At 29.6% G+C, this 20255-nt stretch carries 11 protein-coding genes; 7 read left to right on the top strand and 4 right to left on the bottom strand.

What is annotated here, in order from left to right:
* Positions 1–154 precede the first annotated feature (154 nt).
* A complete protein-coding gene (locus ABJG40_RS05860) occupies positions 155–712 on the top strand; it encodes a hypothetical protein (RefSeq protein ID WP_348023641.1) in 558 nt (185 codons plus the stop codon).
* Between the two features lie 672 nt (positions 713–1384).
* Here the strand turns inward: ABJG40_RS05860 and ABJG40_RS05855 are convergent.
* Both ABJG40_RS05855 and ABJG40_RS05850 read right to left on the bottom strand, forming a co-directional pair.
* The gene (locus ABJG40_RS05855) at positions 1385–4870 is read right to left on the bottom strand and encodes a T9SS type A sorting domain-containing protein (RefSeq protein ID WP_348023640.1); all 3486 of its coding nucleotides are present in this window, start codon (positions 4868–4870) and stop codon (positions 1385–1387) included.
* A gap of 9 nt (positions 4871–4879) precedes the next feature.
* A complete protein-coding gene (locus ABJG40_RS05850) occupies positions 4880–5290 on the bottom strand; it encodes a hypothetical protein (RefSeq protein ID WP_348023639.1) in 411 nt (136 codons plus the stop codon).
* A 914-nt stretch (positions 5291–6204) separates the two neighbouring features.
* Between ABJG40_RS05850 and ABJG40_RS05845 the strand changes: the two genes are divergently transcribed.
* Positions 6205–9303 carry a M36 family metallopeptidase gene (locus tag ABJG40_RS05845; protein WP_348023638.1) on the top strand — a complete coding sequence of 1033 codons (3099 nt, stop codon included), beginning with the start codon at positions 6205–6207 and terminating at the stop codon, positions 9301–9303.
* Between the two features lie 154 nt (positions 9304–9457).
* Here the strand turns inward: ABJG40_RS05845 and ABJG40_RS05840 are convergent, their stop codons facing one another.
* A complete protein-coding gene (locus ABJG40_RS05840) occupies positions 9458–9937 on the bottom strand; it encodes a thioredoxin family protein (protein ID WP_348023637.1) in 480 nt (159 codons plus the stop codon).
* On the bottom strand, positions 9937–12174 hold the full coding sequence (locus tag ABJG40_RS05835; RefSeq protein WP_348023636.1) for a TonB-dependent receptor: 2238 nt from the start codon (positions 12172–12174) through the stop codon (positions 9937–9939). The genes ABJG40_RS05840 and ABJG40_RS05835 overlap by 1 nt, the downstream gene beginning before the upstream one ends.
* 101 nt (positions 12175–12275) lie before the next feature.
* On the opposite strand from ABJG40_RS05835, the gene ABJG40_RS05830 reads away from it, so the two are divergent.
* From ABJG40_RS05830 to atpD, 5 genes are all read left to right on the top strand, one after another.
* Positions 12276–12932: a metal-dependent transcriptional regulator gene (locus ABJG40_RS05830; RefSeq protein ID WP_348023635.1), complete on the top strand. Its 657-nt coding sequence runs from the start codon at positions 12276–12278 to the stop codon at positions 12930–12932.
* Positions 12929–13765, top strand: coding sequence for a ZIP family metal transporter (locus tag ABJG40_RS05825; protein WP_348023634.1), 837 nt, complete (start codon positions 12929–12931; stop codon positions 13763–13765). Before ABJG40_RS05830 ends, ABJG40_RS05825 begins: the two co-directional genes overlap by 4 nt.
* A 76-nt stretch (positions 13766–13841) precedes the next feature.
* Positions 13842–16970: a UvrD-helicase domain-containing protein gene (locus ABJG40_RS05820; protein WP_348023633.1), complete on the top strand. Its 3129-nt coding sequence runs from the start codon at positions 13842–13844 to the stop codon at positions 16968–16970.
* Positions 16971–17193: 223 nt separating this feature from the next.
* Positions 17194–18552 carry an OmpA family protein gene (locus ABJG40_RS05815; RefSeq protein ID WP_348023632.1) on the top strand — a complete coding sequence of 453 codons (1359 nt, stop codon included), beginning with the start codon at positions 17194–17196 and terminating at the stop codon, positions 18550–18552.
* 176 nt (positions 18553–18728) lie between these two features.
* On the top strand, positions 18729–20237 hold the full coding sequence (atpD, locus tag ABJG40_RS05810; protein ID WP_348023631.1) for a F0F1 ATP synthase subunit beta: 1509 nt from the start codon (positions 18729–18731) through the stop codon (positions 20235–20237).
* The last annotated feature ends 18 nt before the right edge of the window (positions 20238–20255 follow it).

Raw genomic sequence — 20255 nt, 5'->3', positions numbered from 1 at the left:
ATTATTGATTTACATTTTTTTGTATTAAAATATTGAGTTTATTACAGAAAATTAATTTTTTAGATTAAAAACATTGCAAAGAATTTTGTTTTTTTAAAGAATACAATATATTTGCTATCAAACAGTTTTGTAACTGTTAATTAAATCCCCTTAAATGAAAATGAAAAAAAAATACAATTACATTATAGTAGTTTTTTTGTTTATTGCTACAATGTCTCTTTTTAGTCAAAATGAAGATAATAAATGGACTTTTGGTATAGATTTAGCATCCGTTAAATATTCTGATGCTGATGGTCTTCTTTTGGGCGGAAGTTTTATTAATCAATCTCCTAGGTTTTCTTTGTCAAAATATATGTTTTCTAACATAACGTTTGTTGGAGCCTTTTCAACTGCAATTGGAGACAATCAAAAATACACCACTTTTGATGGTTTAGCTAGATATGATTTTGGAACATCTAAAAATAATGTTGTTCCTTATATTTTTATTGGTGGAAGTTTCATAAAAGCAGCTGCTTTAACACCAACTGCTAATTTTGGAGTTGGAAACACTTTTTGGTTTTCTAGTAAGTATGGACTAAATTTACAGTTGATGTATAAATACTCACAAGACAAGTTTCAAAGCCAAAAATCACATGCAATGACTTCTATTGGTTTGGTTTATAGTCTTGGATATCGTTCTATGAATCCTAGACTTTGGGCAACTGAACATTAAGCTAATTTAAAATTTGGTGCAGGAAATACTTTTTGGCTTTCAAAAAGGTTTGGTTTGAATCTTCAAGTAATGTATAAGTTTTCCGAAGAGAGATTTAAAAGTCAACGTTCTCATATTATGACTTCGATTGGTTTGGTGTATAGTTTAGGTTTGAGATCTTTAGTTCCAAGGATTTGGAATCAGCAGCACTAATTTTAAGTAAAATAATCTTCATTTCTTTTATTATTTTTAATAGACAGTATTTAATCCTCCTTTTAAAGAATACTAGATATAAAATAAAGAGTACAATTTGTTTAATTATTGAAGTTCGTTAAAGTTTGTGCTTTTGCGAATATCTATATTTTGTAGTGAAATTAAGATATAAAAAAGTAGGAAATCAATATTAGAAATCCCACTCGTTTTTTTATCATATGCTATTAGTAATTATTCAATTATTATAAAAATTAAGTTACTTTTTATTTTCCTTAGCTCTCATTTTAGGTTTTCGTTTATAAGCATATAGTATTTATCTTTTACCTTTACCAAGAATGGTAAAGATAAAGTAACGGTTATTAAAAATAAGTCAAGACTATAGCTTGGTTTCTTGTGATACTTTTCCTTATCAAGGTATTTTATATGTATAAAAAAGGACGCTTATTTAGCGTCCTTTTTTCAATAATAGTGATTTATGTTTTATTCAATAATAATCTTAGTTGAAGATTTTTTATTGTTTTCATCAATTAAATTAATAATATAAACTCCTGCATTTAAATTTACAGAAACTTCTTGTTTATTGTTTTTAGAAAAGTCAATATTATTATTATAAACTTGTTTCCCTTTCATATTAAAAATGGTCATTTTTGTATTTCCTAAAGTATTTTTAGCAAAAAGAGTAAAGTTTCCTTTTGATACTGTTGGGTAAACTGAAAATATTTTTTTATCAGATAAAACATCATCTACTGATGCAGTAGCAACGTCATTTATAGACTTTAGTACCCATCCATAAGATTCTACATATGAATCTGATATTAAAGAAAATCTAAACACTACTGTTTCTCCTTCAGAGAGTCCTTTTGTTGTTAAATCTACAGTTTGCTTTTTAAAGAGTGCTTCTAAAAAAGTAGCATCTTCTCCTTTGTTAAACTCTGTTAACCATTCTGAATATCTTCTCGAATCATATTTGTCTATAGTTTTCCAAACCTTTAAATCTGTAGAAGCTTCAATTATTACAAAATCATAAAATTTAGATAAATTAGTTGGATTAGTTGTATATGGTTCTATAACTGCGACATTTTCATATGTGAAATTTTTATTAGTTTCATCAATTGTTAATGGTTGCTTTAATACCATAGAATACGTTGTATTAGATTTATAAGGATGATCTGAGTTACTAACAACATTTGCTGTTAACTCATTAGATAAACTTGAAATTATAAAACTATCATCGTAAATATATATGTTAGAATTTTTAAATTCTGAAATTGTTAATGTTGTGCTTGGGGTTTCAAAATCAATTACGTCAAACTCCTTGTTATCTATTGGTGTTTGTAAATTATTAGTATCATCAAATAATTGCACCCCTAATTTATGGGATCCTTCTGCCAGCTCTTTTGTTTCAAAAGTGTAAGTTACTCCTGTATTAAAATCTTGAATAATTTCAGTTTGCTCAACATCATCTATAAAAATTTTAACTCTATTAACACCATCTCTAGGAACGCTATATGTTACAATAGTTTCTAAACTTTCTATTTCTTTTTGATAGATACTAAATGTTGGAAAAGTTAAAAAATCGGCTAGTACATAAGAATTTAATTCTGAAATTGTTGCAGACCAAATCCCTCTACCATATGTAGCAATAACAATTTGATCATTTATTACTTTCATATCATAAACAGCAACAGAAATAAAGTCAGATACTATACTCCAGGTTTCTCCTCCGTCTTCCGTTTCAAATATTCCAATATCAGTTCCAACCCATAATAGATTTTTATTAAAAGGCATTTCTACAATACAATGTACTGCAACATCTGGAAAACCAGTATCTACACCTGTTGAAAATCCAGAAATATCTGTCCATGTATTCCCTAAATCTTCTGTTTTTAAAACTTTTGCAGCTCCCTGACCTGAAAACAAAGCATATGCTCTATTTCTTTCTATATAGGATGTTGCTAAACCGGAAATAGCAAGATTATGATTTCCAATAGGATTATTAAAAGCTGATGTTTTAGAGAAAGACTTCCCATTATCTTGTGAAACATGTAAAGTAAAAGATTCAGACTCTGTCATTCTAGATCCAGCCCAAACAATGTAGGGGTCTGCAGTAGAAACTTTAACATTAAGAGCACTTGATGCGCTAGAAGCATAATTATCGGTAATAGAAGTTAAATTCCAATTTTGGCCAAAATCAGTTGATCGCCAAACACCATCTTTGGTAACTGTAAAAACTACATCTGGATTATTGTTGGCGTTAGCTAATTTTGAATAAAATGGTGCATTCTCTGAAATATCTCCATAAGTAGCAGTTTGTGTATAATTAATATATCTAGAGAAACTATTATATTGAGAAGTTGCTAAAAAATCTTTAGGGTTGTTATAGTGCCAAACTACTTCAAAGCCATCTCCTCCACGTACAGTAGAATATGTTTTATTTTTATTACTATTATTTCCACTAGAAATCCATGTTCCATTGTCTTGAGCTCCTGCTAAATAATTATCTTCTCCATTTTGTTTAGAAGCTCCATAAAACTGTGTACTATTTTTTCCTGAAACAGCATTAGACCAGTCTCCTTCTGTAGCTCCTGGGTCTTCCTTAGAAGTTGTACTATATACGCCACCATCATTGGCTAATAAAATTTTAAATTCTTTATTAGCACCTAAAATTGTGAATAATCCATGTTGATCTACATGAACATTTGAATTTATTTGTTTGTTATCGTAACCAGATGCAATAGAAGTAGATGCAAAATTATTACCTGTAACGGTAACTTTAAAAACAGCTATAGCTCCTATATAAAAAATATTAGCGTCATGTGGGTGTGCCAAAATAACATTATCATACCATCCTTGATTTGTTATTAAATTAGCAGCTGCAGCTGCAGCTGTAGCTTCTTGTTCTGATACAGCTGCTGTAATTCTAGTTGTAGTTAAGTTGGTAAAAGTAGCTCCCTTATCTCTAGAAACATAAAAATCTGTATTTACACCAACTGTTGCAGAACTTCCTGAAGTATATACACTTAAAAAAACAGTATTTGGATCTGCAGGAGAAACAGAAGTTTCAAATCTACTATGAGCTGCATTATAATCAAATCTATCAAAAATTGTTGTCCAAGTTATACCTCCATCTTCGCTTTTTATGATTCCAAATGTATTTATAGAGCCATACTGAATATTAAAATTTGTAGGGTCTACATCTAAATCTTGTACTGTTCCAGTACTTGTATATGTTTGGGTCCAAGTTGTACCTCCATCTGTTGTTCTAAAAATACCTTCTGAAGTAGCTATTAATACATTATTTTCATCGGTAGGGTTTATAATAATTCTTCCTACATCACCAAAAGTTATTGTAGCTGTTAAATGTTGCCATGTAGCACCCCCATCAATCGTTTTAAATACACCTGATCCACTAATACGACCTAAGTTACCAAAAGGCTCTCCTGTTCCTACATATAGCGTATTTATATTTGTAGGGCTAATTACAATAGTAGAAGTAGCTAAATTAGGGATTTGAAAATCTGTTAAACTACTCCATGATGCACCTCCATCTTCAGTTAACCAAACACCTCCACCTACAGAACCAACATACCATCTATTAGGGTTATTAGGGTCTATGGCGATACCTCTTGAACGACCAGGCACATTATTTGGACCTCTTTCTATAAAAACTGGATTAATAATGTTAGCACTTTTTTTAGCAAAAGATTTTGCGGTTGCTTTATTAAACTCTTGTACTAAATACCCTTCTTTATAAGTAGATTTTTCTGCATCTAAAGGTTTTCGGATTTCTTTTTGATAATCTGCAATATGTTCTATTCCTTTTTTGTGCTTACCATTTATATCTCCTTTTTTCTTTTTTTCTTTAATAGGAGAAATAATAATATCTGCTGCTTTCTTTTTTTGACACGAAAAGAGAAAAAATAAAGACAGTATTGAATAAAATATTATTGAGTGCTTTTTTTTCATGGTTTTAGTTTAGTTATTATAAATCTTTACTATCGTATAATTTTTTGTTTTTTTGGAGTTTTCAATTGTTGATAACCTTGAGTTTTCTTCTCTAATAATCCCAACATGTTCGATACATTTTAAACTTGAATTATCATACCATTCAATCTTTCTACCTATAAAAAGACCTTCTTTTACTATTTTATTGGACTTAATATTTTTAACTTTATAATTAAAAGTTGTAGGTATATTTCCGTCTTCTTTATATTTTATAATTAAAAGCAAACTTTTATCTTGATTGTATAGCGTTTTTATAATATCTGTAGATAGGAATGTTATGTTATTTTTATCCTCTATCTGGTTCACATTTTTTGATTTACAATTGAAAAAAAAAGAAAAAAAGAAAAAAAAGAGTAATAGCTTTATTAATTTATTTTTCATAAAGAATATAATTTTTTTAATAGTTTGATTCTATTTAGATGTATTTTCTTGTGATATAGTTACAGGTTAAAATTGATTTTTAAGCTGATAAATTCATAGACCATATTTGGTATGTAAAATTTAAAGATAAGTGTAATCTTATTTCGTTGTATAATTTAATTGCATTTTCTATGATTAATTTATACCGTAAAAAGATGGTTCTGTTACACATCTATTTTTTTTTAACCTTTATCATAAGTTTTGACTAACTATTCTTAACTAAGACGACAAAACTTATGATAAAGGTTAAAAAAAAAGTTAACTTTTTTAAATAAAACTAAAAATAGTAACACTTTAAGGTAAATAGAAATAAAGTTCTTATAAAAATAATTGTTTCGTCTGTTCTGTTTAAAATGTAAAATTGTTTATGTATTTTACATTTTTTAGAATAAAAAAAGGCTTTTTAATTTGTTTTAATTTTTTCTTATCTCATGACACATTCTGACCTCTTTTGATACAAAATAATTTTAGCATTTAATATAATTTCCTACTCGAATACCATGCTTTTTAAGGGGTGAATTTATTACAAATACTCGTTCTGATTGCTTAGGGAAAAAAGAAGGTTTGTTTTTGTTAATAGTGTTCTTATCAAATAAAATTACTCATTTTAAATACAAGATAATCACCATACAGTATATTTTGATTTAATTTTATGTTTCTTATAATCAATTTATTACTGTTATTTCTAAAGAGTTTTAGAGGATAAAATAAATAGTACAAGTTGTTAACTTAATTGAAGTTAATTAAAGTTTGTACTTTTGCGGATATCTATATTTTGTAGTGAAAATTAAGATATAAAAAAGTAGGAAATCTATATTAGAAACCCCACTTGTCTTTTATCAGGCACTACTAGTAATCATTCAATTATTATAAAAATGAAAAATGTAATCAAAAGTATTTTTTTTGTTTTTTTAATGCTATTATCGGCATTTGGGTTCTCTCAAAATTCATTAAGTATATCTCCAAACGGGTCTAATATACAGGAGTACGTTCGTGGTGAAGAGTTTAAATTATCTGAGAAAGATATTGAAGGTCTAACGGTAACCAATGAATATTATTCTAAAGGAATGGATGTGACTTTAGTGTACGTTGGGCAAGAACATGAAGGCATTCCTATTTATAATGCCATTACAACTGTAGCCATTAAAGATGGCGAAGTTTTTAATTTGGCAAGTAGGCTTGTTTCCAATGTAGCAGAAAAAGTGAATGTAATAACCCCTATAATAACAGCAGAACAAGCAATAGAAAAGGTAGCATCTCATTTTGAATTAGGGATGCCTACCGCGTTAAAAACGCTAAGTAAAACAAAGAAAAGCTACGAGTTTTCTAATGGTAATATTTCTTCAAGAAGTACGATTCCTGTAAAATTAAAGTATGTTGAAGAAGCAGATGGAAGCTTAAGACTGTATCAAGATGTTGAAGTTGATGTTATAGGATCTAGTGATGCATGGAGTGTTCGAGTAGATGCTGTTACAGGAGAAATAAGTGAAAGAAACATACATAATTATACAATTAGTTGCGCTTTCGGAAACCATGATCACAATCATTCTACATCTATAAAAAAAAATAAAACAGATTTTGATTTTTTTAGATCTGCTAAGAATACTTCAATGATGGTAGATGGGGCTAGTTATAGAGTATTACCAGTACTATCGGATGGTGGTACCCCAGGTGTTTCAAGTCCAATACATGGTGATAGATCATTAATTAATAACCCTGCTAATGTTGAAGCATCTCCATTTGGATGGCATGATATTGATGGTATACCTGGAGCAGAATATACAATTACAAGAGGTAATAATGTATTTGCTTACTTAGATACTAAAGATTCAGAAGATGGCGATTCACCAAATGGAGGAGATACTTTAGAATTTGATTTTCCTTATGATTATAATAATGAAGACCCAAAAGCATATAGAGATGCTGCAGTTACGAATTTGTTTTATGTAACTAACATGGCTCACGATGTGTTTTATAGATATGGTTTTGATGAGGCTGCTGGTAATTTTCAAGAAAATAATTATAGTAATGTTATAGGGAAATCTGATAGTTTAAATGCAGAAGCTCAAGATGCTGCAGGAACAAATAACGCAAATATGCGCACAGATACAGATGGTGTTAATCCAATAATGCAAATGTACTTATATACTAATATTGATACACCTAGAGATAGTGATTTTGATAATGAAATTATAATTCATGAATATGGTCACGGAATCTCAACAAGGTTAGTAGGAGGTCCTTTTTATGCATCATGCTTAAATCATAATACAGTAAAAGCTCAACAAGGAGAGGGTTGGTCTGATTGGTTTGGTTTAATGATGACTATGAATACAGGAGATCTTTCAAAAACTAGAAGAGGAATAGGTACTTTTTCTAAAGGACAAGCAATAACTGGAAATGGGCTTCGAAATAAACCATACTCTACAGATTTTAGTATTAATGATTATACTTATGATGATATTAAATATGCATCTGTTCCTCATGGTGTTGGGACTGTTTGGGCAACAATGCTATGGGATTTAACTTGGGCTTATATAGATAAGTATGGTTTTTCTGATGATTTATATCATGGAGATGCAGGGAATAATAAAGTATTACAATTAGTATTAGATGGGTTAAAACTACAGCCATGTGGTGCAGGTTTTGTAGATTCTAGAGATGCTATTTTAGCAGCAGATAGGGCTACTACAGGAGGAGAAAATGCCTGCTTAATTTGGGAAGTGTTTGCTAAAAGAGGTTTAGGATTTGGAGCACAACAAGGTGCTATTAATTCAGCGGGAGATGGTCAAGAATCATTTGATTTACCAGAAGCTGCTTTCTCAGTAACACAAGTTAAGGGAGCTTGTGGAAATGGAATCGCTCAAATGTCTATATCAAACTTTACAAACACCCCAATATCTTCTTTAGAATATAGCTATACAATAGATGGTGGTTCTACGGTAAATGAAACTTGGTCAGGAAACATTGGTGCTTGTCAAACAGGAGTTATTACTATTTTAGATTCAGAAAATATATCAAGAGGTATTCGTAAATTAGAAGTTACTACATTAAATTCAGTAACTACATCTATCAATTTATATGTAAATGATTCAGGTGAGTATGGGGTTGTTAATACTTTTGAAAATGATTCGGATGAATTAATTGCGTATAATATATCAGGAGAAAACGCTTTATGGGAAAGAGGTATTGCTAATGGAACGCTGTTAAAAGACACAGGGTCTAAAGTTTATGGAACGAACTTAGATGGTAATACAGAAAGAAGTGTAAGAGGTTTTTTGGTCTCTCAGTGTTATGATTTATCTACAGTAGAAAATGCTAGTGTAGAATTTAAAATGGGTTTTGATACAGAGAAAGAATTGGATTTTATAACATTTGAATATTCTGTAGATGGAGGTGTAACTTGGCAAATTTTGGGAAATGCAGACGATAAAGATTGGTTTAATAACGGAGATGTTTGGAATGGGATTCTTTGTGAACTTTGTGTTGGCGGACAATGGACAGGAGAAGGAGATGACTTAAGTACACATAGTGCAGGAGGAACAAATGCTGAAATGAAATTATATAAGCATTCATTAGAAGATTTTGATATAAACGGTTCAGCTGAAGAAAATATACTGTTTAGATTTGTATTGATAAATAATGAAAGAGGAGTTAGTAAAGAAGGTGCCATTATAGATGATTTTGTAGTTAGAGGTGACTCTTCATTATCTATACAAAATCTTGAAATAGAAGGTTTGGAAGTATTTCCAAACCCAACAACAGATATTGTTACAATACAAAGTTCAGAATCTTTAGAAAATGCAAAAGTATCTGTAATTGATATTATGGGAAGAGTATTAACAAATGTTTCAGTTCATACGATGGGAGTTCACCAAAAAACATTAAGTCTTAGAGATTTTGCTTCAGGGATTTATGTATTAAATATAGAAAGCGGTTCTCGTAAATCAATAAGACGTATTATGAAAGAATAAATTTCATTTATATAAATACACCATTTTCTAAAGTGTATAATTTTTAAAACTCAAGATTGTTTAAATATTGAGTTTTTTTATTGGTTTTAAATTATGTACTTTAGTGTATTTCGTTTTTAAAATACTGATCTTTATTTAATAGAAATTCAAAGAATTAATGGTTATACTGTTTTAAATTAAAAAGATATGTTTGTAATATTTTTTTGATTTCTTTTACGGATAAAAAAGAATCAATTTGTTCATCAATAGTATTTTTTGGACTTAAAATGATTGTAGAAGGATAACTTATTGTGCCTTTTTTAGATGCTAAAATCTCAGTTATTTGATGAATACCCGACTTGTTTATAAATGTCTGCCCATTTATATTTATTGGCTTTTTACTTTCTGCATTAAAAGAAATAAAATAAAATTTCTCATTCAATAATTTGATGATTTCTTTGTTTGTAAAAGTATTCTTTTTCATCGCAAAACAAAATTTACACCAATTTGTATGAAAAAATACAACAATAGGTTTCTTTTCTTTTTCTTGTAATTTATATGCTTCTTCAAAAGAATAACTTAATAGAGAATCGTTTTTCTGACTAAATAGAATTGTAGTAGAAAGGATAAAAAAGAAAAGAAACGTTTTTCTCATTATTGTAAATTATATCTAAGACCTAAAAACATTCTAATTCCTTGATTAGATGCGTATACATAAGCAGGGTCAAAAGTTAAATTAGGATTTGCTGGATCTAAGTTTTCATCAAACGGATCAAAGGAACGTAAAATACTGTTACTTGCGGGTGTAAAGTTTAATAAGTTTTTAACTCCTCCAAAAACTTCAAAGTTATTACTGAATTTTTTAGTAGCTTGTATATTTTGAATACTATACCATGGAGAAGTTGGCGATCTTGGGTCGTTGTCTCCTAGCAAAGGTAAATCCATAGGTCCGTAAACATTACCTGTATAATCTAGTTTTAAATCGATGGCTTTAAAGTTGTAAGAAATACTCCAAGTACCACTAAAACTTTCTGTTAATAATTGTCTTTCTGTTACGTCGTTTTCTGTTGTAGATACATCCATTAAAGTGGCACCTGCTATAACAGATAATCCGTTGTTAAATAATATATCTGTGTTTAAAGAAAATCCTTTAGAAACGGCATGTCCATCTAAATTAGAATAAATAATTTTAGTTGTTTCTGTTTCGTAATCAGGAATTATTTTGTTGTCAAAATACGTGTAAAAAGCACTGGCATCAAAGCTAATAATACTATTGTTTGTGGTAACTATTTTTTTAACGTAGTTAATGTTCGCATTCCAAGAGGTTTCTGGTAATAATTCATCTTCAAATTCAACTTCTCTGTTTCCTGTAAGTGCGGCATGATCTTCGGTAAAAACATTAGCAACCCTAAAGCCGTTACCTATACTAACTCTTAAAATATCTTCGTTATTGTCGGAATTCCATTTGTAATTAATTCTAGGAGAAAAAACGCTTCCGTGTACATTATTATGATCATATCTTGCTCCTAAAAGCATTTTACTTTTTGGAGCCAGTGTAATTTCATCTTGAATAAATATTCCCGGTAAATGTGTAATTGAAGGATTGTTTTCTGTATCGTTACCAGTGGCAGTTGTGTTGTCATCATAACTAGTATAACGATAAGCAACTCCCATTAATACATCATGATTTTCTCCAAAATTAGTATCATAAGTTAATTGACCAAAAGCAATGTATTGATCTGCGTCATAAAAAGTATCGCCATAATAAGAATTTTGACTATGACCGTTTGCGCTAAATTGTAAGTTTATTTTCTCCTCCGTAGGTAATTGGTAAGTCCCAAAAGTTTCCCACCTACTTGTATAAATGCTTTCTCCATAAACGTCTGTTCCTCCTCTGTATTTTGGTGTCCAATCCATTTCTCCGCCCCATCTATCTTCATAAACATATCTACCTGCAACTGTAAAAACACGGTTGTTTTTTCTTTCAAAATTAAATTTATTAAAGATTGAAATACGGTTTTGAAGTGTTAAGTCGGTAAATCCATCATCATTATTATCAATAGGATTCTGATAATTAAAATAATTAACACCTAGCAATCCGTTAGTTTTTCCTAAATTATATTTTAATCCAATGTCTGTATTTATTTCTGCCCAAGAGCTGGCAAAAGTTTCTACAGATAATAGAGGGGCAGAAGATGGTTTTTTAGTGATGATGTTAATAATTCCACCCACAGCTTCAGAGCCATATAAAGTAGATGCTGGTCCTTTTACAATTTCTATACGTTCTATTAATGCTTGTGGAATTCCGGTTAAACCATAAACGGTAGATAAACCACTAACTATAGGCATTCCGTCAATCATTACAAAAGTATACGCGCCTTCTAATCCGTTAATATGAATATCACCTGTGTTACAAACACTACAGTTTACTTGTGGTCTAACACCATTTACATTAGCCATTGATTCAAAGACAGAAGGCGTTGGGTTTTTCTTAAAAAAAGTAGGAGAATACACTTCTACAGGAATTGGGCTGTTCGATTTTGTTACGGGTTTTAAAGTACCAGAAACAACAATCTCGTCTAAAGAACTATCTTCTTTTAAAGTAAAGTTTTTGGTGATATTTTCATTTTCGTCAACTGTTATTTTAATAGATTTTCTTTGATAACCAACCGTACTAACAACCAATGTGTAGCTTCCTTTAGGTATGTTTTTAAGTTGATAAAAGCCATTTTCGTTAGAAGCAACTCCTATTTTAGTTTTCTTCAAATAAACATTTGCGTAGGGCAATGCATTTGATTTGGTCGATATTTTCCCGGAAATAGTATTATTCTGAGAAAAAACAGCATTTATGCTTAATAAAGCAGTTAATATAATAAAGTATTTTAGTTTCATAAAATGATTATTTTTGACAAATATAATTAAATTTTTAGATAAGACTAAAAATATATTTCATAAAAATAAAAAGTGTACATTTGTAGTATAAAATTTTATGGATGTTTACACTTTCTGAAGAAAATTATTTAAAAACGATTTATCATTTAGAATTAGAGCTTGATAAAGATGTTAGTACAAATTCTATTGCGAATAAATTAGAAACAAAGGCATCTTCAGTTTCTGATATGATAAAAAAGTTATCAGAAAAAGAATTGGTTATTTATAAAAAGTATCAAGGAGTTAAATTAACCGATTTTGGAAAAAAAATAGCTGCTAATATTGTTCGTAAGCATAGATTGTGGGAAGTTTTTTTAGTAGAAAAACTTAACTTTTCTTGGGATGAAGTTCATGAGGTTGCAGAACAATTAGAGCATATTAAGTCGCCAAAATTAATAAATCAATTAGATGCTTTGTTGGGTTTTCCAACACATGATCCGCATGGAGATCCTATACCAGATAAAGAAGGTAATTTAAATGTTTTAGATAAAATTTTGTTAGCATCATTATTAAAAAATGAATCTGGAATTTGTGTGGGAGTAGATGATTCTTCATCAGAGTTTTTACAATTTTTAGATAAAAAAGGGATAACCTTAGGAAAACAGATTACTGTTTTAGAAAAAGAGAAATACGACGATTCTTTAGCAGTTAAAATAGAAAACAAAAAATTAACTATTTCTAATAAAATAGCAAATAACATATATATAAGAAAATTATGAGCATATTCGATCAATTAGTAGCTTTTAGTAAAGAGCATCCTATTCAAGCAGCGTTATATGCATCTCTTTTTACTTGGGGTTTAACAGCTGCAGGTGCAGCTTTAGTTTTCTTTTTTAAGAAAGCAAATAGAGCTGTTTTAGATGGGATGTTAGGTTTTACAGGTGGTGTTATGGTTGCTGCAAGTTTCTGGAGTTTGTTAGCACCAGCAATAGATAATAGCCCAGGAGAAGGTTTTGTAAAAGTTTTACCATCTGCAATTGGTTTTGCATTAGGGGCTTTAGCTCTTTTTGGTATGGATAAAATTTTACCACATTTACATATCAATTTTAAAGAAACAGAAAAAGAAGGCGTAAAAACAGATTGGCACAAAACAACATTATTGGTTTTAGCTATTACGTTACATAATATACCTGAAGGTTTAGCTGTAGGAGTGTTATTTGGTGCAGCATCTACCTTAGTTGGGGTTGAGCAAACGGAAATGATAATTGCAGCAATTTCATTAGCAATAGGTATTGGAATTCAGAATTTTCCAGAAGGTTTCGCTGTTTCTATGCCTCTAAGAAGGCAAGGTATAAGTAGGTTAAAAAGTTTTTGGTTTGGACAATTATCTGCGGTAGTAGAACCTGTTGCAGCAGTTTTAGGGGCTTTAGCAGTTTCATTTTTCACCCCAATTTTACCATATGCATTAGCATTTGCAGCAGGAGCAATGATTTTTGTTGTTGTAGAAGAAGTAATACCGGAAACACAAAGAGATAAATATACAGATATTGCCACTTTAGGTTTTATAGGTGGTTTTATTGTAATGATGTCTTTAGATGTTGGTTTAGGTTAAAATTTCGAAAAAAATATAATTAAAAAGCCAAACAATAACTGTTTGGCTTTTTGTATTTTGCACTAAAAATAGTTCTGTGCAAAAACCATCTAATTTTCAGGTTTATAATGCTTCTGCTGGAAGCGGAAAAACCTTTACACTTGTAAAAGAATACTTAAAAGTTTTATTAAGTTCTGAAAATATTTTTACGTTTCAGAAAATTTTAGCAATTACGTTTACCAACAAAGCTGCAGGTGAAATGAAAGAACGTGTTTTGTCTAATTTAGAAGATTTTTCTGAAGCAAAAGAGAACGATATCTTTAAGATTCTTATTAAAGAAATTACTATTGATAAAGTAACTATTCAAGAAAGAAGTAAGAAAATTTTAGAGGCAATTTTACAAAATTATTCAGCATTTTCAATTACCACAATTGATAGTTTTACACATAAAATTATTAAAAATTTCGCTTTCGACTTAGGTTTGTCGCTTAATTTTGAAGTAGAAATGGATGCAGTTTCTTTATTAAATGAAGCAGTAGATGTGTTAATTTCTAAAATTGGAACAGATGAAAAGCTAACAAATCTGTTAATAGATTATTCTTTAGATAAAACAGATGATGATAAATCTTGGGATATTTCTAGAGATCTAAGTGAGTTTGCTAGAATTCTTTTAAATGAAGATGATGTTGCTCATTTTAGAAATCTTGCAAATAAAAAATTAGAAGATTTTACAGAATTAAAATCTAAGTTGTTTGTTCAACAAATAGAATTAAAAAAATCGATTGTTAAGATTGCAAAAAAATGTCTTAAGTTGATAGAAGAAAACGATCTAGAACAAAAAGATTTTATGCGCGGAACAATTCCGAAATTCTTTTTAGATTTAAGTGTAAAATCTGTAAACATAGATTTCATTAAACGAGCAGAAACTATAATAAAAGCAATAGAAAATAATCAATACTATTCTAAATCTACCACAGAAACTATTGCAAGTACTATAGACGCTATTGTTCCTGAAATAATTAAATATTTTAAAAAAGCAGAAGAAATATTTAAGCAATTTTCAATGAATAAATTAGCATTGAAAAGTATTATTCCATTAGCGGTCTTAAATAATATTAATTCAGAATTAGAAACCATAAAAGAAGATAACAATATAAGATTAAATGCTGAGTTTAATCAGCTAATTTCTGATAATATAAAAGACCAACCTGCTCCATTTATTTATGAAAGAATTGGACAACGTTTTCAGAATTATTTTATTGATGAAATGCAAGATACTTCTGTTTTACAATGGAATAATTTAATCCCTTTAATAGATAATGCTCTTGCACAAGAAAATAGTAACTTATTACTGGTTGGAGATGGTAAACAAGCAATTTATAGATGGCGTGGTGGGAAAGCAGAACAGTTTATTAAATTAGGTTCTGAAGTAGAAAACCCTTTTCATGTTGAGAAAGAAGTTAAAAGTTTAGAAACAAATTTTAGAAGTTATTCAGAAATTATTAATTTCAATAATTCTTTTTTTCAACACACAGCTAATTTTATTGAGAATGTATCTTATAAAAACCTATTTGTAGAAGGAAATAAACAATTAGAAAACAATAAAAAAGGAGGTTTAGTTTCTTTAAATTTTCTTGATAAAAATGAAGATAAAGAACTAGAAAAAGTAAAATATCCGCAAAAAGTTTTAGATAAAATTAATCAACTAAAATTAGATTTTTCACTGAATGAAATTTGTGTTTTAACTAGAACCAGAAAAGATGGTGTTGCAGTTGCTAATTATTTGTCAGAAAAAGGTATAAATATTATTTCTTCAGAAACTTTATTGTTAAAAAACAATTCAAAAGTTTCTTTTTTGATTGATGTTTTAAAAATATTACAAAATCCAAGTGATGAAGAGACTCGTTTTGAATTCTTGTATTTTTTATACAACCATTTAAAGGTAGAAAAACCTAAACACCTTTTTTTAAGTGAGTTTGCAAAAGTTGAAAATCTTAGAATCTTAGAATCATTAAAAAATTATGGAATTTCATTTGATGTTTTAGAATTTTATGAACTACCTTTTTATGAGAAAATAGAAAAAATTATTAGAAACTTTCATTTGGTTAATTCTTCTGATGCCTATATACAGTTTTTCTTAGATGTAGTATTAGAGCAACAAAGAAAAGGTACAGATATTAGTAGTTTTTTGGAGTTTTGGGAACTAAAAAAAGATAGATTAAGTATAGTTGCATCAGAAAACTCTAGTTCAGTTCAAGTAATGACTATTCATAAATCTAAAGGATTAGAGTTTCCTGTAGTAATTTTTCCATGTGATGTTGATGTCTACAGACAAATAAAGCCAAAATCTTGGATAAATGAATTACCAGTAACTTATGAAGGATTTAATGAGCTTTTGGTAGATTATAGTAAAAGTTTAAGTATTGTAAGTGATAGGGGGTTAGAAATATATAATAAACAAAGAGAAGAGTTAGAGTTAGATAATTTTAATTTATTATATGTTGCACTAACAAGAGCAGTAGAACAATTACATATAATTACAGAAAAAAAAATATCTGCAAAAGGAGATGAAAACACAAATTTTTATTCTGGTGTTTTTATCAATTATTTAAAAGAGCAGAATCTTTGGAATGAAGAGCTGTTAGAATATACTTTTGGTAATAATAATAGAGTACATAAAAAGAAAGAAGAAAAATCTGTTTTAGATGTGCATAAGAAGTTTATTTCAACACCATGGCAAGAACATAATATTGTATTATTAGCCAGTTCTTCTAAATTATGGGGTACAAAACAAGGAAAAGCAATTGATTTTGGAAATCTTTTTCATGAAATTTTAGCAAAAATCTATACCAAAGATGATGTTGATAATGTTATTTTACATTATAATCAACAAGGGATTTTAAATAACGAACAAACTAAAAAAATAAAAGAGAGTATTTACTGTGTTGTTAATCACCCGAAATTAACGCCCTATTTTTCTGAGAATGTTATTGTTTTTAATGAAAGAGAAATTGTAGATATAGACAATCAGGTAATCATTCCTGATAGATTGGTTTTTATAAAAGGAAAAGAAGTTGTAATTATTGATTATAAGACTGGAAATCCATCTGTAGATCATCATCAGCAATTATTAAAATATGAGTTAGTTTTAAAGTCTATTAAACTTAGTGTTCATAAAAAACTTATTGTTTACATAAATAAAAGTATTAAGGTTGTTGAGTTGTAGCGCTAATTTTTCTTAGAACTCAATGATCTTGCTTTTAGTTATTCTGTTCTTTTTTATGAAAATATTTTTGACACATTATTCTTTAAAAATAAAATCTTAACTTTTTTAAAATTAATAAAAAGCGAAATTTTCTCAAGTTTTTGTACATTTGTCTTTGTAAATACGTTTGAAGGGATTACTTTTGCGTATAATAATAACGAACTTTTAATTTAAAAATTTGATAATGAAACGATTAAAATTAGCTGTGATAGCTTTGTTTACGTTGGTAACAATTGGTAACGTAAACGCACAAGATGAAAACAACCCATGGGCTGTTGGTTTTGGTGTAAACGTAGTAGACTTTTATGGTGGTAATGATTTTGTAGATCAACTAAAAGATTTAATAGGAAATAAAGATTGGAATATTTTACCATCTATTTCTAGAATTTCTGCAGAGAAATATATCGATAAAGGTATTTCTGTTCAATTAGCTGGGTCTATTAATAAAATAGAAAATTATGCAGCATTAGATGATTCTGATTTTTTATACTGGTCTTTAGATGCAATTGCTAAGTATGACTTAAATAATTTAATTGGAGATACTTCTCAATGGTTTGATCCTTTTGTATATTTAGGAGGTAGTTATGTTTCTGTTGATTCAAGAGGTGAAGGAATGGCACATGTAGGTGCTGGTTTTAATACTTGGTTTAATGAAAACTTAGGTTTAAACTTTCAAACAGGTACAAAAGTAGGTTTTTCAGATAATATTAAATCTCATTACCAAACTTCTTTAGGTTTAGTAATTAAATTTGGAGGAAAAGATACTGATGGAGATGGAGTATACGACAAAGATGATGCTTGTCCTGAAGTTGCTGGATTAAAAGAATTTAATGGTTGTCCTGATGCTGATGGAGATGGAGTAAAAGATTCTGATGATGCTTGTCCAAATGTTGCAGGTTTAGCAGCTATGAATGGTTGTCCTGATTCTGATGGAGATGGAGTTGCAGATAAAGATGATATGTGTCCTAATTCTAAAGGAACTAAAGCTAATAAAGGTTGTCCTGATTCTGATGGAGATGGAGTTGTAGATAAACATGATAAATGTGCAACTGTTGCTGGACCAGCTGCAAATGCAGGTTGTCCTTGGCCAGATACTGATGGAGATGGTGTTTTAGATAAAGATGATAAATGTCCAACTGTTGCAGGTGTTGCTTCTGAAGGAGGTTGTCCAGAAAAAGTGATTTCTGAAGAAGCTGTTGAAGCAATTGCCTTTACAGCGAAGTCTATCTTATTTAATACAGGTAGATCTTCTTTCAAGCCTGGAGTTACTAAACAATTAAATGCTATTGTTGAAGTAATGAATAAATTTCCAAAAGCAACTTTCGCTATTGGAGGTCATACAGATAGTGTTGGTGGAACTGCAACTAATCAAAGTATCTCTGAAAAAAGAGCTAATGCTGTTAAAAAGTACTTAGTTAAAAAAGGAGTTGATGCAAGTAGATTAGAAGCAAAAGGATTTGGTGAGTCAACTCCAGTTGATTCTAACAAAACTAGAGCAGGAAGAGCTAATAACAGAAGAGTTGAGATTAAAGTAACTAACTAAGTTTCTTTTTTAATAATATTCAAAAGCCTCATCATTTAGATGAGGCTTTTTTATGTTTATAAATGTTTTTTTAAGTGAAAAATCTTTTTTATTTCCATTCAAAAAAATTACCTTTGCCTCCTGAAAATGAGCGTGAAGTCTCATAAGAAATAATAATAACTTTAATTAGATACATAATGTCTACAATAACAGGTAAAGTTTCACAAATTATTGGACCAGTAATTGATGTTGAATTCAATACAGAAAACGAACTTCCTAAGATCTACGATTCTTTAGAAATAAAAAAAGCTGATGGTTCTATATTAGTTTTAGAAGTACAACAACATATTGGTGAAGATACAGTTAGAACTATATCAATGGATGCAACTGATGGATTAAGTAGAGGTACAGAAGTAATTGCTACAGGTAATCCTATTCAAATGCCAATTGGTAACGATATTTATGGTCGTTTATTTAATGTAACAGGAGATGCAATTGATGGTTTAGGAGATTTGAAAAAAGAAGGTAAAGATGGTTTACCAATTCACAGAGCTGCACCTAAATTTGAAGACTTATCTGTATCTACAGAAGTTTTATTTACAGGAATTAAAGTAATTGATTTAATTGAACCTTATGCAAAAGGAGGTAAAATTGGGTTATTTGGAGGAGCAGGAGTAGGTAAAACAGTTTTAATTCAAGAGTTAATTAACAATATTGCAAAAGGACATGGTGGTTTATCAGTTTTTGCAGGAGTTGGAGAGAGAACTCGTGAAGGAAATGATTTACTTCGTGAAATGTTAGAGTCAGGAATTATTAAATATGGTGATGACTTTATGCATTCGATGGAAGAAGGTGGATGGGATTTATCTAAAGTTGATAAACCAGGCATGAAAGACTCAAAAGCTACTTTTGTTTTTGGACAAATGAATGAACCACCTGGAGCACGTGCACGTGTTGCGTTATCAGGTTTAACAATTGCAGAGTATTTTAGAGATGGAGCAGGAGAAGCACAAGGTAAAGATGTACTTTTCTTTGTAGATAATATCTTTAGATTTACACAAGCAGGTTCTGAGGTTTCTGCATTATTAGGACGTATGCCATCTGCAGTAGGTTACCAACCAACATTGGCTACAGAAATGGGGGCAATGCAAGAACGTATTACTTCAACTAAAAAAGGTTCTATTACATCAGTACAAGCAGTATATGTGCCTGCAGATGATTTAACAGATCCAGCACCAGCAACAACCTTTGCGCATTTAGATGCAACTACAGTATTATCTCGTAAAATTGCAGAGTTAGGTATTTATCCAGCAGTAGATCCATTAGATTCTACTTCAAGAATTTTATCTGCAGAAGTTTTAGGTGATGAACATTATGACTGTGCCCAAAAAGTAAAAGAAATTTTACAACGTTATAAAGAATTACAAGACATTATTGCAATTTTAGGTATGGAAGAATTGTCTGAAGAAGATAAATTAGTAGTTCACAGAGCAAGACGTGTTCAACGTTTCTTATCTCAACCATTCCATGTAGCTGAACAATTTACAGGTATACCAGGAGTTTTAGTTGATATTAAAGACACTATTAAAGGATTTAATATGATTATGGACGGTGAATTAGATAAATACCCTGAAGCAGCATTTAACTTAAGAGGATCAATTCAAGATGCAATTGATGCTGGTGAAAAAATGTTAGCAGAAGCATAATAATATATTAAATTAAAA

The organism is Polaribacter sp., assembly GCF_039939415.1.
In the GTDB taxonomy this organism is placed as follows: Bacteria; Bacteroidota; Bacteroidia; order Flavobacteriales; family Flavobacteriaceae; genus Polaribacter.
Note: the sequence above shows the minus strand (reverse complement) of the source record. Positions and strands in the feature narration are given on the sequence as shown.

Coding starts and splice junctions, on each gene's coding strand:
- ABJG40_RS05815 (WP_348023632.1), top strand. CDS start 17,194: ATGAAACGATTAAAATTAGCTGTGATAGCTTTGTTTACGTTGGTAACA.
- ABJG40_RS05830 (WP_348023635.1), top strand. CDS start 12,276: ATGTTTACACTTTCTGAAGAAAATTATTTAAAAACGATTTATCATTTA.
- atpD (WP_348023631.1), top strand. CDS start 18,729: ATGTCTACAATAACAGGTAAAGTTTCACAAATTATTGGACCAGTAATT.
- ABJG40_RS05860 (WP_348023641.1), top strand. CDS start 155: ATGAAAATGAAAAAAAAATACAATTACATTATAGTAGTTTTTTTGTTT.
- ABJG40_RS05840 (WP_348023637.1), bottom strand. CDS start 9,937: ATGAGAAAAACGTTTCTTTTCTTTTTTATCCTTTCTACTACAATTCTA.
- ABJG40_RS05845 (WP_348023638.1), top strand. CDS start 6,205: ATGAAAAATGTAATCAAAAGTATTTTTTTTGTTTTTTTAATGCTATTA.
- ABJG40_RS05825 (WP_348023634.1), top strand. CDS start 12,929: ATGAGCATATTCGATCAATTAGTAGCTTTTAGTAAAGAGCATCCTATT.
- ABJG40_RS05850 (WP_348023639.1), bottom strand. CDS start 5,290: ATGAAAAATAAATTAATAAAGCTATTACTCTTTTTTTTCTTTTTTTCT.
- ABJG40_RS05835 (WP_348023636.1), bottom strand. CDS start 12,174: ATGAAACTAAAATACTTTATTATATTAACTGCTTTATTAAGCATAAAT.
- ABJG40_RS05855 (WP_348023640.1), bottom strand. CDS start 4,870: ATGAAAAAAAAGCACTCAATAATATTTTATTCAATACTGTCTTTATTT.